Source organism: Ideonella paludis, assembly GCF_018069865.1.
Taxonomy (GTDB): domain Bacteria; phylum Pseudomonadota; class Gammaproteobacteria; order Burkholderiales; family Burkholderiaceae_C; genus Ideonella; species Ideonella paludis.
Genome location: NZ_JAGQDG010000006.1, coordinates 313,232 through 335,746, shown reverse-complemented (window position 1 = coordinate 335,746; position 22,515 = coordinate 313,232). Strand labels below are relative to the sequence as shown.

Genomic DNA, 22,515 nt, shown 5'->3' with positions numbered 1-22,515 from the left:
ATGCCTGATTCCTCCACCTGGAGCAGCCTGGCCCAGCTCTCAGACATGCACTTTGTCTGGTGGCTGGTCTGGCTGGCCGCCTTTTTCTGGGTCAACGCCCGCAGCGGCATGCCGCGCTCAGCCTTGGCCCTCAAGCTGCGCGGCGCGGGCTTTGCACTGTTCGTTTTTGCGGCCGTGCTGAGCTTTGGCCGTGAGTTGGTGGGCATCTACCCCGGCCCCAAAGCCACGGCGGTCATCGGCGTGGCCTTGGCCCCCGTGCTGACGGCCTTTGCCGCCCGCAAGGGCTGGTGGGGCGTGATGATGCTGGCGCTGATCTCCTGGCCGCTGTTTGGCCTCGTGGCCTTAACGGCGTTTTTCGGGCTGCTGCTCGATCTGCGCGCCATCAACAGCATTCTGTTGCTCATCGCGCTGGCCCTGACGATCTGGGGCTGCTTCTTCACCAAGCCCGACCCGGCCGCCGCCAACGGTTTTGCCTTCGGCAGCGGCAAAGGCGGCTTCAGAGGCGGCTTTGCCTGGCAGCGCCCCGGCCCTGGGCCGGTGGACAGCGAGGTGGTGGACGTGGAGGCGCGCACGGTGGATGAGCCCGCGATGCCACTGCCCAGCCCCACCCGCGGCAAGGACGATCCGCCCGCTGCCTAAGGGGCTGGTGTGGCTGAGCTGCTGAACCTTGCCCACATGCCCTGGTGGATGTGGTTCTGCTGGGTCTTGGGCCTGGGCTTTGCCGTGCATCAGGCTGAGAAACGCCGAGTCTTGCCGACAGGGCCCGTGGCCTGCGCCATCTCGGCCACCTTTTTGGCCGTAGTCTTGGCGCTGACTGGCGGGCTGATGGGCCTGTGGCGCGCTTCGCCCGGCATGGGCTGGTTGCTGTTGGCTGTCGCGGCCGTGATGCTGGTGCTGGACTCCAACCGCGCGGGTTGGGCCTTCGTCATGGGGGTGGTGGGGGCCAGCATGCTGCTGGCCAAGCTTGGCACCGCTTGGATGACACCACTGGCCAGCCTGTTGCTGTGGCTCTCTGCCGGATCACTGATGTGGGGCTTGGTGCGCAGCAGTGCCAAGCCTGCGCCGCCGCCCCCTCTAGCCCGCACGACTGCTGAATGGCAGGCCCGCCTCGACGAGCCCGATGCCCAAGATGGCGCAGACAAATACACCCGGGAATGAGGGCGCCTGGGCGGCCTTGAGTGGCGAGCCGCCTGCGGCCCTGTTCCCCACGCTCAGCCCGCAAGGCCTGGCCCTTTGGCGCCGGATGTGCCAGCACCCTCAGGCCCCGCTGTTTCGCAACCAAAGCGGGCCGCGCCTCTCGGCGGCGGCCCAGCAGGCTTGCCGCTGGCGCCAAGTGCTGTGGCGGCACGCGCCGCTGCCACCGCCCGGCCTGCCGGGCCGCCGGCCTTGGTGGCTGCATGCCTGGCTGGCCCGCCGCTGGGGCCACATCCCGGCCTGGGCGGGCTTGGCCCCTAGGCCCTTGCCGTGGCCACAAATGCCGACCCATCAGCGTGCCGACCTGAGCGCCGACCTGGCCCGCCATGTTTGGGCCACCCACCCCCGCGCGGCGCAAGAGCCGCTGATCTGTTTCAGCACTTCGGGCGCCACCGGCCACCCGCTCAAAGTGCCGTCCCTGCCCAGCGTGGCGGCCGACTACCGCGCCTTTCACCAGCGGGCCCTGGCGCACTTTGGCATCCACCTGCGGGCGGGCGCAGGGCAGGTGGGGGTGGTGCTGGCCGGCTTTCAGCAGCGCTGCTTCACCTATGCCTCGGTCAACCCGCTGCAGGGCGATTGCGGCGTGGTCAAGCTCAACCTGGCGCCGCACGAGTGGCGCCAGCCCGAGGACCGCGCCGCTTATTTGGACGCCTTGGCGCCGGAGCTGATCTCAGGCGACCCGGTGTCTTTGGCCGAGCTGGCCCAGCTGCCCCTGCAGCACCGGCCGCGCGCGCTGCTCTCCACCTCCATGGCCCTGAGCCAGGGCCTGCGCCAGCACCTGGAGGCGCGCTTGGCCTGCCCCGTACTGGACCTCTATTCCATGAACGAGGCCGGCCCCATGGCCGTGTGGCACCCGGCAGAGCAGGCTTGGCAGCCCTTGCAGCCGGGCCTGTTCATCGAGATCGTCGACGAGCGGGGCCAAGCACTGCCCGAAGGCGAGCTGGGCGAGATCACGCTGACCGGCGGCTTCAACCCGCTGCTGCCTCTGTTGCGCTACCGTACGGGTGACCATGCCCGCTGGGTGCGCCGCCCCAGCGGCTGGATGCTGGCCGACCTGCACGGCCGCAGCCCGGTGCGCTTTGTCACCACCCAAGGCCAGTGGCTCAACAACATCGAGCTGACCCACCTGCTGCAGCGCCACCCCCTGCGCCGTTGGGCGGTGCATCAGGCCAGCAGCGGTGCCCTGCACCTGCGGCTGGACCCGCTGCCCAGCGGCCCCACGCTGCAAGGGATTGAGCAGGGCCTGCGGCATTTGCTAGGCCCTTGGCCGCTGCACACCAGCGCCTTGACGGCAGACGACAAGGTCCGCCAATACACGCGAGACGAGACATGAGCCCTTTGGAGATGACCGCCAACGCGGTCACCACCTTGTCGATTTTCCTGGCTGCGCGCAATCATGTGGCGACCTGGTGGACAGGTGTCGTTGGCTGCGCTTTGTTTGGGGTGCTGTTCTATCAAAACCAACTCTATGCCGATGCCACGCTGCAAGGCTTGTTTCTGCTGAGCAGTCTCTGGGGCTGGTGGTACTGGCGCGGGGTGGCCGCCACGCCGCGCCCCATCACCCGCACGCGTTGGCCCTTGCTGTTGGGCCTGGCGGTGGCCGCAGGCTTGCTCACCTGGGGCTATGGCAGCTTGCTGTTTCACCACACCCAGGCCTTCCTGCCGTATCAAGACGCGGCGGTGATGAGCCTCTCGCTAGTGGCCCAAGGCCTGCTGATGACGCGCCGCCTGGAGACTTGGGCCTTTTGGCTGCTGGTCAACACCTTGAGCGTGCCGCTGTTTTGGCAGCGCGAGCTGCACCTCACCGCCGTGCTCTATGCCGCCTATTGGCTCAATGCGTGGTGGGGGGGATGGCGTTGGTGGCGCGAGTGGCGCCTGCAGCCTGGGCAGGGCGCATGATCCCACCGCGCTTCAAGCAAGGCCTGGTGGTCGGCAAGTTCTCTCCGCTGCACTTGGGCCATGAGTTCTTGATCGAGCAGGCCGCACAGGCCTGCCAGCACCTGCTGGTGTTGGGCTACAGCCAACCTGAGCAGGCCGGCTGCAGCCGAACCCGGCGCCAAAGCTGGCTCGATGCCCGCGCGGCCCAGCGCCACGCGAACGTGAGGGCACTGGCCTTTGACGACGCCTGGGTGGCCCAACGCTGCCAAGCCCTGGGCTTGGCGTGTCGCCCCATGCCTGAAAATGACGCCGACGATGCCAGTCATCAGCACTATTTGGCATGGCTTATAACGGCGGTGTTGAGGGCTGAGCTGTACGCGTCGCCCGAGGCCCTGTTTTGCAGCGAGCCTTGGGGCCCGGCCTGCGCCCGCGTGCTGTCTGCCGCCTTGGGCCAGCCCATGCAGGCGGTGCTTGTGGATGAAGCCCGAAGCGCCCACCCGATCTCTGCCAGCCGCATTCGCGCCCAGCCCGCATCCCATGCCCAACACCTGGCCCCCGAAGTCTGGGCCGACTGGCTGCCTCGTGTGGTGTTGCTGAGCGGCGAGTCCAGCGGCAAGACCACCTTGGCGCAGGCCTTGGCCCAGGCGCTGCACACCGAATGGGTGCCCGAGTTTGGCCGCCAGTGGTGGGAGCAGCGGGGCGGACAACTCGGCCCCGACGACCTGCTGCAAATTGCCCAGGAGCAATGCCGCCTGGAAGACGAGGCCGCGCTGCGCGTGGCCCGCGCGGGCGGGCGCGTGCTGGTCTGCGACACCTCGCCCTTGACGACACTGGGCTATGCCGAGCTGGACAGCAGCCCCGCAGCGTCTGCACTGCGGCCTTGGGCGTTGCGCCCGTATGCGCTCAACGTGCTGTGTGAGCCGGACTTTGGCCTGGTGCAAGACGGCACTCGGCGCGACCTGAGCTGGCAGCAAGGCCAACATGCTTGGACGCTGCAGGCGCTGGCCCAGCGGGGCATGCCCTATCTGCACGTGCGAGGCCCTGTGGCCGGCCGTGTGGCGGCGGTGCTGGCAGCGCTGGAGCCGAGTGAGCGGCCCGGCCCATCGGCGTAGCATCGGCCCATGCGCTCCATGCCTTCTCGTCTGACGCCCGTGCTGGGCTTGCTGCTTCTAGGGGCCACCTTGGTGGGATGCAGCCATTGGCCCGAAGTCGCCCCACACGACAGCACCAGCGCGCCACCCGCCAGTGCCGCGGCGCCGCCCACATCGTTCGAGCCGCAATGGGTTCAGCTGCCCTCGGGCGACGCCACCACCCCGATGCTTCCTGCATGGTGGTGGCCGGTGTCCAGCGCGCAGCCCAGCCCCTTGGTGGTGCTCTTGCATGGCTGCGGGGGCATGTTCAGCGGGTCTGAGCGGGGCGAGCAGCGCGTGGGCAGTGAGCGTGCTTTGTCGACGCGCTTCAAACACTATGCCGCGCTGCTGCATGCCCAAGGTTGGCAGGTGCTGATCGTCGATTCGCTCACACCCCGTGGCGAGCGTGAGCTGTGCACTCAGCGCCTGAGCCAGCGCCGTGTGCACCAAGGCCACCGCCGGGCCGATGCGCTGGCGGCGCTGCGCTGGGCGGCCCAACAGCCCGGGGTGGACCCACAGCGCTTGGCGCTGATGGGCTGGTCGCATGGCGGCAGTGCGGTGCTCTCCTCGCTGAACGCCCGCTACCCAGAGGTGCGCCAAAGCCCGGTGCGCCCCGCCGCCGCCGTGGCCTATTACCCCGGTTGCGAGGCTGAGCGCCAACGCGGCTTTGAGCCCAGTGCGCCGCTGTGGCTGATGCTGGGCGCCGACGACGACTGGACCGCCCCCGAGCCCTGCGTGGCCCTGGCCCGCGAAGCCCAAGGCCCCCATGCCGTACAAGCCCAGTTGTTTGAAGGCGCAGTGCATGGCTTTGACAGCACCGCCCCAGTGCGCCTGCGCCGCGATGTGCCCAACGGCACCCGACCGGGCCAAGGCGTGCATGTGGGCGGCCAGCCTGCGGCCTTGGCAGCTTCAGAGGCGTTGCTGCTGCAGGTTCTGCGCAACGCGTTGGCCGTGCCTGGCACCGCATCGCATTGACAAGCCCGCAGCCGGCCCCTCATACTGGCCTGATGAGCTCTCTGCACACCACTCCCCGTCTGGCCCTGCTAGCGGCCCACCTCTTTGGTGGTGTGTTTGCGCACGTGTGCGCCATCGTCACCCAGACGATGTTTCACACCCCAAGCCCCTCCAGCGCGTAGCGAGCCCGCAGCTTTCCCGGCAGTGACCCTGCCACCCACCAAGGCCCGCTCACCAGCGGGCCTTTTGTTTTTCTGCCCGCCAACCAGCAAGCCTTTTGTTTGTGCCTCCAAACCCTGAAGGAGCTTTGATGTGAAACCCGCCCGATCTGCCCCATCCTCTGAGATCAACATCCGCCGCAGCCGCCCTGACGACGCCGCAGCCCTGGCCGCCTACATGGCGGACCCTGCGGTGTTTGGCCAACTGCTGCAACTGCCGCACCCCAGCGAGGCGATGTGGCGCGAGCGCCTGTCCACCCCGGTGGCGCCGGGCAGCATGGATATCTCACTGGTGGCAGAACTGGGCGGGCAGGTGGTGGCCAGTGCGGGCTTGTTTGGCAGCTCGCCCCTGCTGCGGCGCCGGCATGCCATCGGCCTGGGTATCTCCGTGGCCGTGCCCGCACAAGGCAAAGGCGTGGGCGACGCGCTGATGGCTGCGCTGACCGACTACGCGGACCACTGGACGACGCTGCAGCGCATTGAGCTGACGGTGTTTGCCGACAACGCCCGCGCCATTGCGCTCTACCGACGCCACGGCTTTGTGGAAGAGGGCCGCCTGCGCGGCTATGCCATCCGCCACGGTGAATATGCCGACTGCCTGAACATGGCGCGTTGGCGGCCAGAGCCCATGGCACTGCCGCAATAAGGCCCTCCATCGGCCCCAGCGCCGTCCTGTCGCCTCAGGGCAGACGGGGCGTGCGCTGTGGGCCACACTGCGCGTTCACTCACTGCCTGGAGCCCCAGCCCATGACGACACCGGCCATCGACCCCTGGAGGATCGTGCTCTTGCTGTGGGCCGCAGCGGCCGCCGTCAGCACTGCCCATGCCCAAACCAGCGCTGCATCGCCAGCGCTCCAGCCTGCAGCAGACCTGAACACCCCCGCAGCCCTGGCCGCCAGCCTGCAAGCCATGGACGAGCAGATGTTTGAGCAAGGCTTCAACCGCTGCAACATCCCCGCCATGGCCAGCGCCCTGCACCCCGAACTGGAGTTCATGCACGACCTCAGCGGCACCAGCCGCCACGATGACTTTCTGCAGTCTTTCAGCACCGGCTTGTGTGGCCGCGCGGACTATCAATCCACCCGCAGGCTCATTCCCGGCAGCATGCAGGTCTATCCGCTCAAGAACAATGGTCAGCTCTATGGCGCCGTGCAGATGGGCGAGCATGAGTTTTTTGAAACCACCAAAGGCCAAGCGCCGCGCTATGGCTCACGCGCGCGCTTTGTGCACACCTGGCTGTTGGTGGAAGGGCGCTGGAAGCTGTATCGGGTCTTGAGCTTTGACCACCGCTGAGTGGCTCAACCCAGCATCACCTCCAACACTGCCACCAACACACCCAAGGCCACCAGCAACAGGGCCAACAGCACAGAGGTGCCCCAAGAGCGGCCCGCTGCGCGCGACATGGCCAGGCTGATGGCCAGCAGCACCGCGCCCGAGGTGGCGATGGCGGCCTTCATGGCCAGGCGTTCATCCACCCATTCCAGCCCGCCCACCGTCAGCACCAGCGCCGGCAGCAGGCCGGCTTGCACAATGGGCCAGTCATGCTGCAGCGCGTGCTTCAACTCATGCGCCACGCCCTGCGGCCCACTCAGGCCCTGGCCCACCATATGGGCATACACGTGGGCAATCCAAAACACCACCAAGGTGGCGGCCACACTGGCCAGGGTCTCCCAGGCGCCAGAGGTCGGGTCCGCCAGCCAGGCGCCCATCACCGCCATGGCAATGATGGTGCCGTACACCGCCCCCGCAATGTGCGGCCCACCGGCCAAGCGCTGGGCCCAGGCTTCAACAGGGGAGGGCGGGGTGGTGGTGTGGGCGTGCATGGTTCAACGACTTTCTGGCTGCTGTTCTGGAGGGGGCAGTAGCGCCGGGGAGGGCGCTGGCATACTGGCCCCACCCCTCTCTAACGCATTTGAACTGCCACAAACACCATGATTGTCTCCAACCTCGAAGCCTTGCCCGGCCAGCGCATCGTCAAACACCTGGGGCTGGCCCAAGGCAGCACCGTCAAGGCCAAGCATGTGGGTAAAGACTTTTTGGCCGGGCTCAAGAACATCGTCGGCGGCGAGCTCAAGGCCTATACAGAGCTGATGCAAGACGCTCGCGAAGAAGCCGTGCGCCGCATGGTCGCCGAGGCGCAATCCATGGGGGCGAACGCCGTGCTGAACGTGCGCTTTGCCAGCACCTCCATCACCATGGGCGCGGCCGAGATCCTGGCCTATGGCTCGGCCGTGGTGGTGGCGGCTGCGGCAGAAGGCGGCGAGCCGCCTCAAGCCTGATCGGAGCCCGCTCATGCAATGGCTCAACTTTGCGCAGTTCATTCTGCCGCTCATTCTGGTGTTACTGGGCTGGGTGGTGGGCCGCATCTTGGAGAAGCGGCACTACGCCTCCATCCGAGAGCGCGAACAAGCCCTGGCCCATGTGCTGGTGTTTTCTACCCGCTTGCCACCGCCCGGCGTGGCCCAGCACCGCAGCAGCCTGGTGACAGGCAGCGTGGTGGTCTCCTCGGACTACTTCAAGACCTTTGTCGCGGGCTTGCGCAACCTGGTGGGCGGCAACTTCAAGAGCTATGAGACGCTGATGGAGCGCGGCCGCCGCGAGGCCCTGCTGCGCCTCAAGGCCGAGGCCGCCGCCCAAGGCGCCACCATGGTCATTGGCCTGCGGTTTGAGAGCTCGCGCATTGCGGGCAGCCAAACCCCCTGCATGGAAGTGCTGGCCTACGGCACCGCGCTCAAGCCTTGAAGGCGCCCAGCCGCTCAGCCCCCAACCAACCACCCCCATGGAGTTTGAAAACCGCCCCCCGGCCGAAGGCATCAACGCCCAACCCGAGCGCCTGCTGCCCGAGGCCGTGTGGCTGGTGCTGGGCACGGTGGGCGTGCTGGTGGCCCTGGTGAGCCTGCTGCATGTGGGCGCCACCTGGCTGGCGCCCCGCGTGCCCTTTGCCTATGAAGTGGCCTTGGCCGAGCAACTCTGGGGCCCCGCCGGCCCAGACACCAGCCGCCCGGCCCCAGAGCAAGCCGCCAACCAGGCCCTGCAAGCCCTGGCCGACAGCCTGCGCCAGCCCCTGGGCGTGCCGCCCGACATGCCCATACAGGTGCGCGTGCAAGACGAGCCGCATGTCAACGCCTATGCCACCCTGGGCGGGCGCATCGTGGTCTTCAAAGGCCTGCTGGCCAAGATGCAGCGCGAAGACGAACTGGCCGCCCTGCTGGCCCACGAGATGGCCCATGTCAAACACCGCCACGTGGCCGCCAGCATGGGCCGCGGCGTGGGCGTGGCCCTGCTGCTCAGCGTGTTCTCGGCCAGCGCCGGCAGCGAGGTGGCCAGCGGCGCCTTGGGCCAAGGCGCAGGCCTGCTGCTGCAAGGCTATAGCCGCGAGCAAGAAGCCCAAGCCGACGCCGACGCCACCCGCGCCGTGGCCCAGCGCTATGGCCATGTGGGCGGCGTGCTGCGCCTCTTCACCACCCTGCAAACCCAGCAGGCCACCACGCCCCCCCCCCAAGCCCCCGCCTGGCTGAACAGCCACCCCCACACCCAAGACCGCCACCACACCGCCCGCCAATGGGCCAGCGGGCAAGGCGTGGCGGTGGAGGGCGCGGCGGCGGAGTTGCCGGGGGTGGTGAGGGAGTGGGCAGGGCTCTGAGCGTTGCGGCTAGTCACACAGGGCATAACAAACACGTGAGGAGCCCTTTTCCTCAGCGGTCAGACTGCATCGGATTTGTGCCAAAGACGAGTCCGAAAAGTTAGGCGGGATGTATCGTTCTTCCATCGTCGAGGCCTGTGCTCGGCCGCGTGCGTTTGACGATGCATGGCGTCATGGATGGCGCGCTCGCTTTCAAGTTTCTTGTGCGCTGGTCAGCAATGCCCATCAGCAAGGCACTAGAACGCCACGGCTATGCGGCTCAGCCCTAAAGGGCGAAGGAACGCACCGCTATTGTCTTTCTGAGAGCGGCCTTGGCCCTCACTGAGCAAACGGTGCAGTCCTTGACTAAGATGGCCCCTCAGTTACCACTGACATACCTAAGGAACTTGCCCCCATGCCCATCACCCTCACCTCCGCCGCCTTGCCCGTTTTCAAAACCGCCCTGGCCAACCTGGCGCATTGCCTCAGCAAGGCCGAGGCCAACGCCCACATGCGGCAGTTCAACCCGGATGTATTTGTGGGGCTGCGCTTGGCGCCAGACATGCTGCCCTTTGCCTCGCAAGTGCGCATTGCGTGCGATGCGGCCAAGAACGGCACGGCGCGGGTGAGTGGGCTGGCGGCACCCAAGTTTGCGGACGACGAAACCACGTTGGCGCAACTGCAAGAGCGCATTGCTAAGACGCTGGCTTGGCTGGACACCGTGCCGGCTGATGCGTTTGATGGGCGCGAAGAGCAGGACATCACCTTCCCGGTGGGCAAAGAGGCCACGCGCACCATGAAGGGCGAGGCTTATCTGAAGCATTGGGCCATCCCCAATGTCTACTTCCATGTCACCACGGCCTATGCGCTGCTGCGCCACAACGGGGTGGACTTGGGCAAGGCTGACTATTTGGCCGGTGCGCAGGCGCTGGCTTGATTGGCCGGGTCACCCCCCAGGCTTGAGCATTGCCCGCCTACAGCACAGAAAAAGTGAAGGAGCCCTCATGCCCCAAGCCCCAGGCCCGTTGATACGGCCTTTTGAGCCCCAAGATGAGGCGGCGGTGATAGCCCTGTGGCACCGCTGCGGCTTGGTGCGCGCCTGGAACGACCCGGCCAAGGACATTGCCCGCAAGCTGGCGGTGCAGCCTGATCTGTTTGGCGTGATGGTGGACGCGCGCCCTGGCAGCGAAGCGGCGGTGCTGGGCACGGTGATGGCCGGTTATGAGGGCCACCGGGGTTGGATCAACTACCTGGCGGTGGACCCCGCCGCCCAGCGCCACGGACTGGGCCGGGCGCTGATGAACTGGGCCGAGGCCCGCCTGGCCGAAGCCGGCTGCCCCAAGATCAACCTGCAGGTGCGCGAGGGCAATGAGCCGGTGCTGGGCTTTTACGCCGCCATTGGCTTTACCAATGACGGCGTGGTGAGCCTGGGCAAGCGTCTGGTCAACGACGAGCCGCCCAAGGCTTAGGCAAAGCTGTCCGCCATCAGCGCTTTGAACCAGGTGTTCATCTGGTCAAAGTTGTCGCCACTCCAGCCGATGGAGGCCCCCGTGGCGTTGGCCACCGGCGTCATCAGGCGGGTCACCGGGTCGTACTGGAACACCGCCTCCAGCCATGAGGCCTGCGTCATGGTGATGGTGGAGAAGCAGGCCGAGTTGGTGACGGGTGCTGGGTCAGGCTGCTCGCCCGCAAAGGCCCGCACGATGGCGTCTGCACAGACCTTGGCCTCTTGGTTGGCAATGTGGCCGGCCTTGGGCTGGGTGGTGGCGCTGCTGTCGCCAATGATGTGCACGCCAGGGCTGACGGTGCTTTCATAGTTCAGCACGCTGACACCCGCAAAGCGGCCTTCGGTGGCATTGGCCAAGCCGGTGGCCGCCACGATGGGGCCGCAGCGCTGGCGCGGGATCAGGTTGATCACGTGGCCTGCCACCGCGCCGGTGGTGGTTTGCAGCGTCATGGTGGCGGCGTCGGCCGAGAGCACCTCGGTGCTGGTGCGGTACTCAATGACGCTGCCGTGCAGGTTGAAGAAGGCGTTCGAGAAGTTGTCCTTCTCGGTCACAAAGTCGGGGTTGGCGTCCAGCACCAAGAGCTTGGCTTGGCGCTTGTTTTTCTTCAGCCAGTCGGCCAGCAGGCAGGCGCGCTCATACGGCCCAGGGGGGCAGCGGTAAGGCACTTTGGGGATGCTCATCACCACGGTGCCGTTGGCGGGCATGGCCAGCAGTTGCTTACGCAGGGTGGTGGTTTGCACACCGGCTTGCCAGGCGTGGGGCATGGCCAGCGGGTCGGTGAGGCCGGGGACGGGGTCAAAGCTGATGCCGGGCGCCATGACGATGCGGTCAGCCACCAGCACTTTGCCGCTGGCCAGCGTCACTTTTTTGGCCGCAGGGTCCACGGCCAGCACTTCATCGGTCAGCACCTTGACGCCGTACTTTTGCTTCAGCGTGGTGTAGGCGTATTGCAGGCTGGTGATCGTGCGCTGCCCAGTCAGCACCAGGCTGCTCATGATGTTGCTGGTGTACTTGGCGTTCCGGTCGATCAGCGTGACATCAATGTTGGTGCCCCACAGGCGCAGGTACTTGGCCAGCGTGGTGCCGGCCATGCCGCCACCGATGATGATGACGCGGGCGTTGGCCTTCAGCGGGCCGGTTTGCGCATAGCTCAGGGGCAGCAGGCCAGCGGCGGCAGCGGCCATCAGCCATTGGCGGCGGTTCAGGGTCGGGTGGCTCATGGGGCGCTCCTCAAGGCGGTTTTAGGTTGTTGCGACAGCCAGGTGGAGAGGGCGCGCAGTTGCTCGTCGGTGTAGCCCCAAGCGTGCTTGGCCATGATGCCGTTGCCCTCTTTGCCGGCCTGAAAGTCTTTCATTTCTTCAAAAATCTCGTTGGCCGACTTGCCGGCCAGGCGGTCAAAGCCCGGGCCAGCACCGTTGGTGCCGTGGCACTGAAAGCAGTTCGAGGCCAAGAGGCGGCCCGCCGGGACGGCAGACACGCCGGCCGCCTGCAAGGCCGTGCTGAGGGTCAGGCTGGCCAATGCCGCGCCTAAGAGCTGAGGAATACGCATGAGGGGGTCTCCGGTGAAGTCTTGGCGGCTGGCAGCGGGTCTGTCAGTTTCAAGAAAGTGCATATTGCACATGATAAATATTAGAACTGAATGAAATATTAAGTGTGTGGCGGCTTGTAAGTGCCCCGGTGGGTGTCCGGCCTGCTGCCCATGAGACACTGTCGGCCTTCCCCCACCGCCTGGAGCACCCCGTGGCCGAGCCCCGCATGAGCACCCCCGAAGAGATCGAAGCCCTGGACGACGTCTGCCGCCAAATGGCGGGGTTTGAAGAGGCGGTGTCCGTGGAGTGGCTGGACGGCTATATGACGGCCCTGGCTGCGGGGCCGCGGCGCATCCCCGTGGATGAGTGGCTGGAAAAAATGGCCGGGGGCGTGTTTGCCCGCGCCTTTGCGGACCCGGAAGTGGCCGTGCCCGCGCGCGCGGCCCTGGAGCAGCGCTGGGAGATCATCCTGGAGCAGATGGACCCGGAAGAGTTGGTCGAGCACGAAGACGTGATGCGCCTGGCGCCGCTGATGATCGAGCTGACCGACGAAGACAAACAACGCTTGGTCGCCGAGGGCCATATCAAGCCCGAAGAGCTGGACCTGCTGGAGCCCACCGGCGAGGTCTGGGCCTATGGCTTCATGGAGGCCACGCGCGACTTCCCCGCCGATTGGCCCGAGCCCGATGTGGAGACCGAAGACGGCCAGTTCTACGATGAATGCCTGATGCGCATCATTTCGCTGACCCTGAATGCTGAAGAGCTGAAAGAGGTGGCCGAGGACCTCTACGAGGGCGAGGAACTGACCCGGGATGAGTGGGTGGAGGAGGCGCTTTACGGCGCCCAAGACCTGCGCGTTTATTGGCTGAGCCACCAGCCCAAGCCGCCGCAGCGCCGGGTGGGTGAGCTGCCCGGCCGCAATGACCCTTGCCCCTGCGGCAGCGGCAAAAAGTTCAAGAAGTGCCACGGCGCACAGATGCAGTGAAGCAGCCAGAGAGTGCAGGCATGAGCGAGCCCCTTCAAGACCTTCAAGACCTGGCCGGCCGCCACATCGTGCTGGGCCTGACCGGCGGCATCGCCTGCTACAAGGCGGCCGAGCTGACGCGCCTGCTCACCAAGGCCGGCGCCACGGTGCAGGTGGTGATGACCGAAGGCGCGCAGGCCTTCATCACGCCGGTGACGATGCAAGCACTGAGCAACCGGCCGGTCTACACCAGCACCTGGGATGCGCGCGAGGGCAACAACATGGCCCACATCAACCTCTCGCGAGAGGCAGATGCCATTGTGGTGGCCCCCGCCAGCGCCGACTTCATCGCGCGGCTGGTGGCTGGCGTGACAGACGACCTGCTGAGCCTGCTGTGCCTGGCCCGCCCGCGCGACACCGTGCCCCTGCTGTTGGCCCCGGCCATGAACCGCGAGATGTGGAGCCACCCCGCCACCCAGCGCAATATGGCCCAGGTGCAGGCCGATGGCGCGCATGTGTTGGCCCCGGCCTCGGGCGCGCAAGCCTGCGGCGAAGTGGGCGAAGGCCGCATGCAAGAGCCTGAAGAACTGCTGCAGGGCTTGGTGGCGTTTTTTCAGCCCAAGGTCTTGGCGGGGCGGCGGGTGTTGATCACCGCAGGCCCCACCTACGAGGCCATTGACCCGGTGCGCGGCATCACCAATTTGTCGAGCGGCAAGATGGGCTTCGCCCTGGCGCGTGCGGCGGCTGAAGCCGGGGCCCGGGTGACCCTGGTGGCCGGGCCGGTGCACCTGGAAACGCCCCAAGGCGTGACCCGATTGAACGTGAAAAGCGCCCAACAAATGCTGGACGCCGTGCTGCCCCTGGCCGCCGCCCACGATGTGTTCATTGCCACCGCAGCCGTGGCCGATTGGCGGCCGGCACAACTGGCCGAGCACAAGATCAAGAAAGACGGCTCAGGCCAAGTGCCGCAGATCGCGATGAGCGAGAACCCCGACATCCTGGCCACCGTGGCGGCCTTGCCCCAGCCGCCGCTGTGTGTGGGCTTTGCGGCCGAGAGCCAAGACGTGGCCCACCATGCCCGGCAGAAACTACAGCGCAAAAAAGTGGCCCTCGTGGTGGGCAACATCGGCCCCGCCACCTTTGGCCAAGACAATAACGCACTGCTGCTGGTGGATGCCCAGGGCGACCAGCCTTTGCCCGCTGATGGCAGCCGTGCGCCCAAGCTGGCCCTGGCCCGCGCCCTGGTGGCCGACATTGCGCGCAGGCTGCCCAAGGCCTGAGCTTGACCCGACCTGAACCTCATTCCAACCATGACCACTGTTGACCTGCGCGTGCTGGACGCACGCATGGACGCCCATTTGCCCGCCTATGCCACGCCTGGCAGTGCGGGGCTGGACCTGCGCGCCTGCCTGGATGCGCCCTTGGTGCTAGAGCCGGGCCAAACCCAGCTCATCCCCACCGGCTTGGCCGTGCACATTGCCGATCCTGGCTTGGCGGCGATGATCTTGCCGCGCTCGGGCCTGGGCCATAAGCACGGCATCGTGCTGGGCAATTTGGTCGGCTTGATCGACTCCGATTACCAAGGCCAGTTGATGGTGAGCTGCTGGAACCGTGGCTCCACGGCCTTCACCATCGAGCCCATGGAGCGCATTGCGCAAATGGTTATCGTGCCGGTGGTGCAGGTGGCCTTCCGGCGGGTGGAGGCCTTTGGCGAGAGCGAGCGCGGCGTGGGGGGCTTTGGCTCCACGGGCACGCGCTGAGCTGGCGCTGAGTACGCGCTGGGCGCGTGCTTACTCTTCGTCGAGCTCGTCGTCGCTGTCGTCGGTTTGCGCCGTTGCCACCCGGGCCTTCAGGCCTTCTTCCAGGCTGCGGGCCTCGTTCATGAACTGCTCTGCGGGCACGCTGGCATGCCAGCGCAAGGCGGGCAGGGGCAGGGTGCTCATATAGGGCGCTTGCTTCAGGCTCTCAGTGCGCTGGTGCTGCATCACGGCTGTCACACCCACACCGGCCAGGGTCAGGGCGCCTACCGTCAGGCTGACGGTGCGGCTACGGCTGGGCAGCACGCGCTGGCCGTGCTGCCACACCAAGACGGCTAAAGCCAGCGGCGCCATCAGGTGCACTGCTTGCCACAGCACCGGCCAGTCCAGGCTGGCGGCCAACTGGGGCAGCAACAACTCGGCCACCTGCACCGGCACCAGCACCTTGAGCACCGTGGCCATGTGGCCGCGGAAGTCAAAACCGTGCCTGAAGAGCTTGGAGGCCAAGGCCCAGATCAAGCACCAGCCAGCCAGGGCCAGGGGCAAGCCCAGCACCACGCCCAGCCATTGCGTCCATTCACCGCCGGGGTCGGTGGACACCCAATGCTCGGCCACGGCCATCAGCACCAGGGCCAGCATCAGGCCGGTCATCACGGCCAGCGGCGTCTCGGCCGTGGTCAGCGCTTGCTCGGGCGCCAGCGGGGTTTCGGCCAGACGAAGGCGAATGCGGCTTTGGCCCAGCGTGAAGGTGTCGACACCGTCTTGCAAGGCGGCTTGGCTGCCTGCGCTCAGGCGTCGGCGGCCGACCTGCACGCCGTTGAGCGTGTCGCCCACGCGCAGCAGCACCGTGCCGTCAGCCGCACGCTCCAACACCGCATGAGAGGCTGAAACGTGTGGGTCGTCCAAGACCACCACGTTGCTGAGGCTGCGGCCCAGGCTGATGGGCCAGGTGTGGACATCCACCGTGCGCAGCACTTGGCCGTCACGGTCCAGCACCTCGATCAGCGCGACGCGTTCTGTGGGGCGATCCATCCGAATCCGTTGATGTAGTGTTGAGCCAGTTTCAGGCCGTTGTCGAAGCTGACACCGACCGCATCCAAGCGGCCTTGAACGCCGCCTGTGCTTTGGTCGAGCGTGGCCACCAGCACGCCCATGCGATAGAGACCGGGCAGCTTTTTGTAGGCCGAGATGCAGACCACCGCGCGCAGTGGCAGGCCACTGGCGTTGTCGCCCGCATGCACGGTCCGTTCTTTGCACTGGGGCGCCGTGGTTTGGCTGGACTTAAAGCCAAAGTGCTCGTTGCCAAAGCTGCCGGAGTGCCGCTGGGCAAAGCGCAGCGGGCCAATACGCTTGCCGTCATAGACCTCGTGGCGCACGCCAATGTGGCCAATGTCCAAACTGCCATTGATGAACAAGCGGCTGTCCATCTCGCAGTTCGTGTGCTCAAACTGCAGGCCACGGTTGCCACTGTTGCCCGCACCTTGGCCCCAGCAGCGCATAAAGGTTTCTTGAGGCACTGGGATGGTGTAGCGGCTGTGCCCGGCCGAGCGCCACGGCTGGGCCATGAAGCGTTCAGTCAGCTTTTGCTGGTGGGCGGTGATTTGCTCGGTGAGCTGCGGATAGGCCGGTGTCGTGATCGGCTTGCCGTTGCGGGCATTGTTCAGCAGGCTCTCGGCGAACTTGGCCGGGATCAAAAAGCTGACCTGCTCGCCATCCAAGCGCTTGGCCACGTTCACCCCCACCAAGCGGCCTTGCTCGTCCAGGGCCGGGCCGCCGCTCATGCCGGGGCTCATGGCGCCGCCAAAGAACAGGGTTTCGGTGAAGCTGCGCTCGACAGGGCCGTTAAAGGCGCCTTCGTTGACGGCAAAGCCCACATCCAGCGGGTTACCCAAGGCGAACATGCGCGCCCCACGCTCCAGTGGCAGGCTGCTGGGCCGGAAGCTGATCGCGCCACGCCCCGTCAAGGCCTTAGGGTCGGCCGGCTTGAGCAGGGCCAAATCGTGGATCACATCCACGGCCAGCAGCTCCAGCGCGCCTTGCTGGCCGTCCGCCGAGACATAGACCAAGCGGTGTCGGTCAGGCTTGAGCGCGTACTGGCTGACCACGTGGTAGTTGGTGATCAGGTGGCCGTCATTGCTCACCAAAAAGCCTGAACCGACTGAGGACTGGCTGTCTTGGGTCTTGAGCAAGGTGCGCACCTGCAGCAGGCGCGGCTTGGTTTGGCTGTAGATGCGCTGGCCCAGCGACGAGGGCGGTGCGGCGTCGGTGGGCGGGGCGATCTCCGTCACGGCGGTGGAGGCGGCATCAGCCGCCGCCAGGGGCGTGGGAGAGGCGGGCGGTGCGGCCTGCGTCGCCAGTGCAGCGCAGGCCGTTGCAAGGGCGGTCGCAGCCCAGCGCAGGCACCGAAGTTTGGGCGCAGGGGTCTTGAAGGAGGGCGTCATGCAGTGGCGCAATCGGGGCTCAGTGTAGTGAGGCGTCGGGTGGTGCGCCACGCATCAGGGACAGCGGTGTTTCGCTGACCGAGCCGGCGCTTTGCTCGTCCTCGGTGGCTTCACGCACATCGACCACCTTGAGGGCAATGCGCAGGGCCATGCCGGCCAGCGGGTGGTTGGCGTCCAGCACCACGTGGGTGGGGTAGACCTCGGTGATGGTGTAGATCAGGTCCTGCGGCATGTCGGCGCTTTGCGCGCCTTCAGGCAGGCCTTCGACCTGCATGCCGGCTTCGATCTGTTCTGGGAACAGAGCGCGCTCTTCAAAGCACACCAACTCAGGGTTGTAGTCGCCAAAGGCGTGCTCAGGCTCCAGGTGCAGATGGGCTTCAAAGCCCTCGTGTTGGCCCAGCAGGACCTCTTCGACCTTGGGGAGCAGGTCTTCGCCGCCGTAGAAGAACTCCACGGGATCGGTCAATTCATCGATGAGCTGGCCTTGGGCATCAGAAAGTACCCAAGTGAGCGTCACCACGCAAGGAGAAGTGATGTTCATCCAGGGATGATCGCACAAGGCCGTGGACAATCGAGCCCATGAGCATCGATCCCACACGCACTTTGCCCCTGTTGGGGGGCCTCTCGCCCGCGCAGTTCATGCGCCGCTATTGGCAGAAAAAGCCTTGCCTCATCCGGCAAGCCATCCCCGGCGTGCAGCCCCCTTTGGCGCGCAGCGCATTGTTTGACCTGGCCGGCAGCGAGGATGTGGAGTCTCGGCTGATCACCCGCAAGGGCGGCGCTTGGAAGCTGCGTCACGGCCCGTTTGGGCGGCGCCAATTGCCCTCGACCAAGCAGGCGGATTGGACCCTGCTGGTGCAAGGTTTGGATTTGCATGTGCCCGCCGCGCATGAGCTCTTGCAGCAGTTCCGCTTTGTGCCCGAGGCACGGCTCGACGATGTGATGATCTCCTATGCCACGCCCGGCGGCGGCGTGGGCCCGCACACCGACTCCTACGATGTGTTTTTGCTGCAGGTCAGCGGCCGGCGTCGCTGGCGTGTGGGGCCCGTCAAGGACCACAGCCTGGTGCCGGGCATGCCAGTCAAGCTGCTCGCACAGTTTGAGCCGACCGAAGAGTGGGTGCTGGAGCCGGGCGACATGCTCTATGTGCCGCCGCGCTGGGGCCACGACGGCATCGCCGAGAGCGAGGATTGCATGACCTGCTCGGTGGGCTTCCGCACGCCCACGCCCACGCAAACCGCGCGTGAGGTCTTGCAGCGCATGATTGATGCGCTAGAGGCGCCCGAGCAAGAGCCGCACTATCGCGACCCCGCTCAAAGCGCCACCGACCAGCCGGGCTTGATCCCAGAGGCGCTGCAGACCTTTGCGGCCAAAGCGGTGATCGAGGCGCTGAACGACATGCACAGCCTGCACTGTGCCTTGGGCGAGACGCTGACCGAGCCCAAGGACATTGTCTGGTTTGCTTCCGGTGAGCCGGTGGAGCCGGGTCAGGGCGCTCGCTTGGACGCGCGAACCCGGATGATGTTTGATGCGCGTTGCATCTACATCAACGGCGAGTCCTTCCGCGCCGGTGGCAAAGATGCCCGCTTGATGCAGCGCTTGGCCAATGAGCGGCGACTCAGCGCCAAAGAAGTGGCTGCATTGAGCCCCGATGCCTTTGAGTTGCTCAATGATTGGGCCTGCAGTGGTTGGCTACACGGTCTTGAATAGCCTTATGGGATTGAGGCCCAAACCCTTTGAATGAGGGACTTTTGTCGACGAGAGTGGCTCTCTTGACGCAGTTTTGCAACATAGAGAGACCACCTTGATCGTGGGTTTCATGGCTGTATAGGGTTGTTCCCTAATGTGGCTATAATCAGAGGCTAGGCTCAGGAAAGTACCTCGCTGGAGACACTAACTCTGGTGATCAGTGTCGTTTCTGGTCTTTGGTTCTCTGTGAGTTGTGAGGAGGAGGCGCGCCAAAGAGCGGGCTTCCAAAATTACTGGTAATTTCGTTCGACCTATATTGAGGATTCCCATGAACAAGTCGCTCCTGTTGGCTTCCCTGATCGCTGTTGCTTCTTTGGCCGCTTGCGGCAAGAAGCCTGAGGCTGCTGCTGCCGACATGGCCGCTTCGGCTGCTGCCGTGGCTGCTTCGGCTGCTGCTCCTGCTGTTGACGCTGCTGCTTCCGCTGCTACCGCTGTCGGCGCTGCTGCTTCTGCTGCTACCGCTGCCGCTTCGGCCGTGGTTGACGCTGCTGCTTCTGCTGCTTCCAAGTAAGCTGCTCAGCACTTCGGTACGGCCCAGGCTGTACCGGGCTCAAAAAGCCGCCTTCGGGCGGCTTTTTTGCGTCCGGCCTTCGCTCAGTAGCCTGACCCGCGCAATGCGGCGGCTGAGGCCTCACGCGCGGGCATGAAAAAGGGGCCCCGAGAGGCCCCTGATGCATCGTGCGAGACCGCCGGTGTCAGAGCTTCAGCTCTTCAACCAACAGCGCCACAATCTTTTGGGCGTTGGCCGAGTTATCGGGTTGACCCTGGCTGTTTTGCACACTGACGCGGGTATTGCTGCCATCGGCCGTCACCACGATGCGGTAGCGGCTCAGCGGGTTGACAGCGTCTTTGCTGCTGAAGAGGCGGGCAAAGAAACCGTCGTCCTTGGCGGCTTCCTTGGCGTCCACAAAGCGCACAAAGTAAATGCCTTGAGCGCGATCGCGGTCTTCCACGGTGAAGCCGCCACGATCCAGGGCCAGGCCCACACGGCGCCATGCGCGCTCAATGGTGTCATCCACTTGCAGTGCCGCGCTGTCGCCCGCAATCACGCGGGCCTTGGCCACCACAGGAGCAGTGGTGGCTGCCACGGCGGTGCGAGCGGCTTCTTCACGCACGCCCAGGCTGATCATCAGCCGGGTCAGCATTTCGGCTTCAAGGTTGGCGTCCGGGGCGCGCTGGGTCCAAGCGGTCGAGCCGTCACGCACTCGGTCGCCGGTCAAGACTTCCTCGAGGCCTTTATGGCTCAGGTAGATCTCGGTGCCGGTCTTGCTGCGCTCCAGGCGCACGCGGAACTTGTCGCGCTCGCCGGTGGAGTAGAGCGAGTCGATCAAGCGGCCCAGGGTGTTGCGGATCAAGTCATTCGGCAGCTTGGCGCGGTTCTCGGCCCAGTCGGTTTCCATCACGCCGGCTTCGGGGGTTTCGGTGCTGAGGGTGAAGCCGCGGTCCAGCCAAAACTGTTTGACCAGGGGCCAGAGTTGCTCTGGCGTGCGGCTGCTGACCAACCAGCGCTGGCTGCCCGAACGCTCGATGCGGACATCGGACGATTGGTTCAAAGCCACCGATTGACTGGCGTTGGCCGGCTTGCCAGCGCCTTGCTGCAAGGCATTGGCGCTGATGGCGCCTGCCTGCGGCAGATAGCGGCTGTCTTTGGCCAGCGGTGTCAGGTCCGGGGGCACTTCCAAGGGGTTGGTCTTGGCTGCACCGCTGCGGTAATCGATGCGGTCACCCGAGGTCAGATCGCTGAGGGCAGAGCAGCCCCCTAATGCCAGAGCCTGGGCCAGGGTCAAGCCCACAAGGGCGGTGCGCACAGGCTTGTTGGCGGTCGGTTGGGTCACTTGTTGCGTCTCCGAGAGGCCGGGTCAGTGCCCAGCCGTGAATGGGCGAGAGAGAGAAAGAAAGGTCAGATCAGACCACAATCTTTGAGGGCGGCCTCAACAGTGGCTTGTCCGGCGGCGGTCAGCTCCACCAAGGGCAAGCGCACGGTGGGGCGGCAGCGGCCCAGCCGATGCAGGGCCCATTTGGCCGGTGCGGGGCTGGCTTCACAGAAGAGGTCGCGGTGCAGCGAGAGCAGCTTGAAGTGGATCTCGCGGGCACGTTGGATCTCACCGCTGGTGGCGGCGACGCACAGTTCATGCATCAGGCGCGGAGCGATGTTGGCAGTGACGCTGATGTTGCCGTGGCCGCCCAGCAGCATCAAGGCGACGGCGGTGTTGTCATCGCCCGAGAAGATCTTGAAGCCCTTGGGCGCATGCTTGATCAGCCAGGCCGCGCGTTCAATATTGCCGGTGGCTTCTTTGATGCCAAAGATGCCGGGCACTTGGGTCAGGCGCATCACGGTGTCGTGCTGCATATCGGCCACGGTGCGACCGGGCACGTTGTAGAGCATGACCGGCAGGTCTACCGCCTCGGCAATGGCCTTGAAGTGGCGGTACATGCCTTCTTGCGAGGGCTTGTTGTAATAGGGTACGACTTGCAGCGAAGCGTCGGCGCCGACTTGCTTGGCGAATTTGGTCAGCTCGATGGCCTCGGCGGTGCTGTTGCCCCCGGCGCCCGCCATGATGGGCAGGCGGCCCGCGGCGTGCTGCACGGCCACGCGGATGATTTCGCAGTGCTCTTCCACACTGACGGTGGCGGATTCGCCCGTGGTGCCGACCACGCAGATGGTGTCGGTGCCTTCGGCGATGTGCCAGTCGATCAAGGACTTCAGAGTGGTGTAGTCCACGCTGCCGTCTTCATGCATGGGCGTCACAAGCGCCGGGATGCTGCCTTTAATCCGGTTCATTGGGTTTCCTTCGGGATCACTGATTTTAGCCCGCAGCAGAGGCCTCTTTGGCCAGGGGCCAGCCCAGAGTGCCAGAAGAAGACTCGGGCTGGCGCACCGCCGCGATGCGCTGGATGACGCGCAAGGGCTGATCAACGGTGCCGTCTTCGTAGCCGATGACGCGCAGGGTGGCGCAGGCGCTCAAAAGCTCGCCGGGCTGCAGCAAAAAGTCGGGCCGAGAGGGCCTGCCGACCCGCTCGTGACCCATTGCAAAAGTTTCGTAAAGCAGCACGCCGCCCGGTGCAACCGCCGCCACGATGGCCGGCAAAAGGGGCCGCCACAGGTAATTGGTGACCACCACCAGACCAAACTGCTGGCCCGCCAAAGGCCAAGCCTCGTTCTCAATGTCAGCGCTCAAGAACTGCGCGCGACCTTGTAACTCGGGCAAGCGGGCTAGGCTGGCCAGCGCGATCTCGTCGCGGTCCACCCCCAAAACCGGGTGGCCCAACGCCGCGAAATAGCGCAGATGGCGGCCAGCGCCGCAGGCCAAATCCAAAACCTGGCAGCCCGGCGGGGCCAAATGCGCCCAGCGCGTCACCCAGGGTGAGGGCGCGGCGCCCGCGCCATGGCCCTCGGCCTGCACCACATGAACCAGACTCAAAAGCAACTCCAGACTCGATTCGCCAAGTCCACCACCAGGTGAGGGCTCAGGTAGGACTGGGCCACCAGCAGCAGGGCAGCCGCGACGGCCGCCCACACCAGCACCGCCAACCATCGGCGGCGCTGGGGCGTGGGGTCGTGGGCCATGGT

General features: G+C 65.8%; 28 protein-coding genes. 18 read left to right on the top strand and 10 right to left on the bottom strand.

Annotated elements, in window-relative coordinates; genetic code table 11:
- The 8 genes from KAK11_RS16795 to KAK11_RS16760 all read left to right on the top strand — a co-directional run bounded on the left by KAK11_RS16795 (position 1) and on the right by KAK11_RS16760 (position 6,667).
- Positions 1 to 639, top strand: a complete 639-nt coding sequence (locus KAK11_RS16795) for a hypothetical protein (protein ID WP_210810392.1) — start codon at positions 1 to 3, stop codon at positions 637 to 639.
- A gap of 9 nt (positions 640 to 648) precedes the next feature.
- A complete protein-coding gene (locus KAK11_RS16790) occupies positions 649 to 1,158 on the top strand; it encodes a hypothetical protein (RefSeq protein WP_210810390.1) in 510 nt (169 codons plus the stop codon).
- Entirely contained in the window at positions 1,130 to 2,527 is a 1,398-nt protein-coding gene (locus KAK11_RS16785; protein ID WP_210810389.1) for a phenylacetate--CoA ligase family protein, read from the top strand. Before KAK11_RS16790 ends, KAK11_RS16785 begins: the two co-directional genes overlap by 29 nt.
- Entirely contained in the window at positions 2,524 to 3,093 is a 570-nt protein-coding gene (gene pnuC, locus KAK11_RS16780) for a nicotinamide riboside transporter PnuC (RefSeq protein WP_210810388.1), read from the top strand. Before KAK11_RS16785 ends, pnuC begins: the two co-directional genes overlap by 4 nt.
- A complete protein-coding gene (locus KAK11_RS16775) occupies positions 3,090 to 4,184 on the top strand; it encodes an AAA family ATPase (protein WP_210810387.1) in 1,095 nt (364 codons plus the stop codon). The genes pnuC and KAK11_RS16775 overlap by 4 nt, the downstream gene beginning before the upstream one ends.
- A gap of 9 nt (positions 4,185 to 4,193) precedes the next feature.
- Entirely contained in the window at positions 4,194 to 5,177 is a 984-nt protein-coding gene (locus KAK11_RS16770; RefSeq protein ID WP_210810386.1) for a dienelactone hydrolase family protein, read from the top strand.
- Positions 5,178 to 5,468: 291 nt separating this feature from the next.
- Positions 5,469 to 6,020: a GNAT family N-acetyltransferase gene (locus KAK11_RS16765; protein WP_210810385.1), complete on the top strand. Its 552-nt coding sequence runs from the start codon at positions 5,469 to 5,471 to the stop codon at positions 6,018 to 6,020.
- A gap of 101 nt (positions 6,021 to 6,121) precedes the next feature.
- Positions 6,122 to 6,667, top strand: coding sequence for a nuclear transport factor 2 family protein (locus KAK11_RS16760; protein WP_210810384.1), 546 nt, complete (start codon positions 6,122 to 6,124; stop codon positions 6,665 to 6,667).
- Between the two features lie 5 nt (positions 6,668 to 6,672).
- Here KAK11_RS16760 and KAK11_RS16755 read toward each other — a convergent pair whose 3' ends face one another.
- Positions 6,673 to 7,197, bottom strand: a complete 525-nt coding sequence (locus KAK11_RS16755; protein ID WP_210810383.1) for a hypothetical protein — start codon at positions 7,195 to 7,197, stop codon at positions 6,673 to 6,675.
- Between the two features lie 108 nt (positions 7,198 to 7,305).
- Here KAK11_RS16755 and KAK11_RS16750 point away from each other — a divergent pair, with 108 nt between their 5' ends.
- From KAK11_RS16750 to KAK11_RS16730, 5 genes are all read left to right on the top strand, one after another.
- Entirely contained in the window at positions 7,306 to 7,653 is a 348-nt protein-coding gene (locus KAK11_RS16750) for a YbjQ family protein (RefSeq protein ID WP_210810382.1), read from the top strand.
- 13 nt (positions 7,654 to 7,666) lie between these two features.
- Positions 7,667 to 8,116: a YbjQ family protein gene (locus KAK11_RS16745; RefSeq protein ID WP_210810381.1), complete on the top strand. Its 450-nt coding sequence runs from the start codon at positions 7,667 to 7,669 to the stop codon at positions 8,114 to 8,116.
- A gap of 37 nt (positions 8,117 to 8,153) precedes the next feature.
- Positions 8,154 to 9,017: a M48 family metallopeptidase gene (locus KAK11_RS16740; RefSeq protein WP_210810380.1), complete on the top strand. Its 864-nt coding sequence runs from the start codon at positions 8,154 to 8,156 to the stop codon at positions 9,015 to 9,017.
- Positions 9,018 to 9,411: 394 nt separating this feature from the next.
- Positions 9,412 to 9,933, top strand: coding sequence for a DUF1993 domain-containing protein (locus KAK11_RS16735; protein WP_210810379.1), 522 nt, complete (start codon positions 9,412 to 9,414; stop codon positions 9,931 to 9,933).
- 67 nt (positions 9,934 to 10,000) lie between these two features.
- Positions 10,001 to 10,465, top strand: a complete 465-nt coding sequence (locus KAK11_RS16730; protein WP_210810378.1) for a GNAT family acetyltransferase — start codon at positions 10,001 to 10,003, stop codon at positions 10,463 to 10,465.
- Here the strand turns inward: KAK11_RS16730 and KAK11_RS16725 are convergent.
- Together KAK11_RS16725 and KAK11_RS16720 are read right to left on the bottom strand one after the other, a co-directional pair.
- Positions 10,462 to 11,724, bottom strand: a complete 1,263-nt coding sequence (locus KAK11_RS16725; RefSeq protein WP_210810377.1) for an NAD(P)/FAD-dependent oxidoreductase — start codon at positions 11,722 to 11,724, stop codon at positions 10,462 to 10,464. The genes KAK11_RS16730 and KAK11_RS16725 overlap by 4 nt on opposite strands.
- A complete protein-coding gene (locus tag KAK11_RS16720) occupies positions 11,721 to 12,053 on the bottom strand; it encodes a c-type cytochrome (RefSeq protein WP_210810376.1) in 333 nt (110 codons plus the stop codon). The genes KAK11_RS16725 and KAK11_RS16720 overlap by 4 nt, the downstream gene beginning before the upstream one ends.
- A gap of 206 nt (positions 12,054 to 12,259) precedes the next feature.
- Here KAK11_RS16720 and KAK11_RS16715 point away from each other — a divergent pair, with 206 nt between their 5' ends.
- Genes KAK11_RS16715 through dut form a run of 3 tightly spaced genes read left to right on the top strand, consistent with a single transcriptional unit; the run spans position 12,260 to position 14,757 of the window.
- Positions 12,260 to 13,018 (top strand): UPF0149 family protein, encoded by a 759-nt coding sequence (locus KAK11_RS16715; RefSeq protein WP_210810375.1) that lies wholly within the window; start codon positions 12,260 to 12,262, stop codon positions 13,016 to 13,018.
- Positions 13,019 to 13,038: 20 nt separating this feature from the next.
- Complete coding sequence (coaBC, locus tag KAK11_RS16710; RefSeq protein ID WP_210810374.1) at positions 13,039 to 14,277, top strand: bifunctional phosphopantothenoylcysteine decarboxylase/phosphopantothenate--cysteine ligase CoaBC; 1,239 nt, start codon at positions 13,039 to 13,041, stop codon at positions 14,275 to 14,277.
- Between the two features lie 30 nt (positions 14,278 to 14,307).
- Positions 14,308 to 14,757, top strand: coding sequence for a dUTP diphosphatase (gene dut / locus KAK11_RS16705; RefSeq protein WP_210810373.1), 450 nt, complete (start codon positions 14,308 to 14,310; stop codon positions 14,755 to 14,757).
- Between the two features lie 30 nt (positions 14,758 to 14,787).
- Here dut and KAK11_RS16700 read toward each other — a convergent pair whose 3' ends face one another.
- Genes KAK11_RS16700 through KAK11_RS16690 form a run of 3 tightly spaced genes read right to left on the bottom strand, consistent with a single transcriptional unit; the run spans position 14,788 to position 17,736 of the window.
- Positions 14,788 to 15,786 (bottom strand): FHA domain-containing protein, encoded by a 999-nt coding sequence (locus KAK11_RS16700; protein WP_210810372.1) that lies wholly within the window; start codon positions 15,784 to 15,786, stop codon positions 14,788 to 14,790.
- Complete coding sequence (locus KAK11_RS16695; RefSeq protein ID WP_210810371.1) at positions 15,756 to 17,195, bottom strand: S1 family peptidase; 1,440 nt, start codon at positions 17,193 to 17,195, stop codon at positions 15,756 to 15,758. Before KAK11_RS16695 ends, KAK11_RS16700 begins: the two co-directional genes overlap by 31 nt.
- Before the next feature lie 19 nt (positions 17,196 to 17,214).
- Positions 17,215 to 17,736: an FKBP-type peptidyl-prolyl cis-trans isomerase gene (locus tag KAK11_RS16690; protein WP_210810370.1), complete on the bottom strand. Its 522-nt coding sequence runs from the start codon at positions 17,734 to 17,736 to the stop codon at positions 17,215 to 17,217.
- A gap of 44 nt (positions 17,737 to 17,780) precedes the next feature.
- Here KAK11_RS16690 and KAK11_RS16685 point away from each other — a divergent pair, with 44 nt between their 5' ends.
- Positions 17,781 to 18,905 (top strand): JmjC domain-containing protein, encoded by a 1,125-nt coding sequence (locus tag KAK11_RS16685; RefSeq protein WP_375140697.1) that lies wholly within the window; start codon positions 17,781 to 17,783, stop codon positions 18,903 to 18,905.
- 307 nt (positions 18,906 to 19,212) lie between these two features.
- The gene (locus tag KAK11_RS16680) at positions 19,213 to 19,455 is read left to right on the top strand and encodes a hypothetical protein (protein ID WP_210810368.1); all 243 of its coding nucleotides are present in this window, start codon (positions 19,213 to 19,215) and stop codon (positions 19,453 to 19,455) included.
- 184 nt (positions 19,456 to 19,639) lie between these two features.
- Here the strand turns inward: KAK11_RS16680 and bamC are convergent, their stop codons facing one another.
- The 4 genes from bamC to KAK11_RS16660 all read right to left on the bottom strand — a co-directional run bounded on the left by bamC (position 19,640) and on the right by KAK11_RS16660 (position 22,512).
- A complete protein-coding gene (gene bamC, locus KAK11_RS16675) occupies positions 19,640 to 20,779 on the bottom strand; it encodes an NlpB/DapX family lipoprotein (protein ID WP_210810367.1) in 1,140 nt (379 codons plus the stop codon).
- A 65-nt stretch (positions 20,780 to 20,844) separates the two neighbouring features.
- Positions 20,845 to 21,726, bottom strand: coding sequence for a 4-hydroxy-tetrahydrodipicolinate synthase (dapA, locus tag KAK11_RS16670; RefSeq protein ID WP_210810366.1), 882 nt, complete (start codon positions 21,724 to 21,726; stop codon positions 20,845 to 20,847).
- 25 nt (positions 21,727 to 21,751) lie between these two features.
- The gene (locus KAK11_RS16665; RefSeq protein WP_246499063.1) at positions 21,752 to 22,366 is read right to left on the bottom strand and encodes a class I SAM-dependent methyltransferase; all 615 of its coding nucleotides are present in this window, start codon (positions 22,364 to 22,366) and stop codon (positions 21,752 to 21,754) included.
- On the bottom strand, positions 22,363 to 22,512 hold the full coding sequence (locus tag KAK11_RS16660; RefSeq protein WP_210810365.1) for a hypothetical protein: 150 nt from the start codon (positions 22,510 to 22,512) through the stop codon (positions 22,363 to 22,365). Before KAK11_RS16660 ends, KAK11_RS16665 begins: the two co-directional genes overlap by 4 nt.
- Positions 22,513 to 22,515 lie beyond the last annotated feature (3 nt).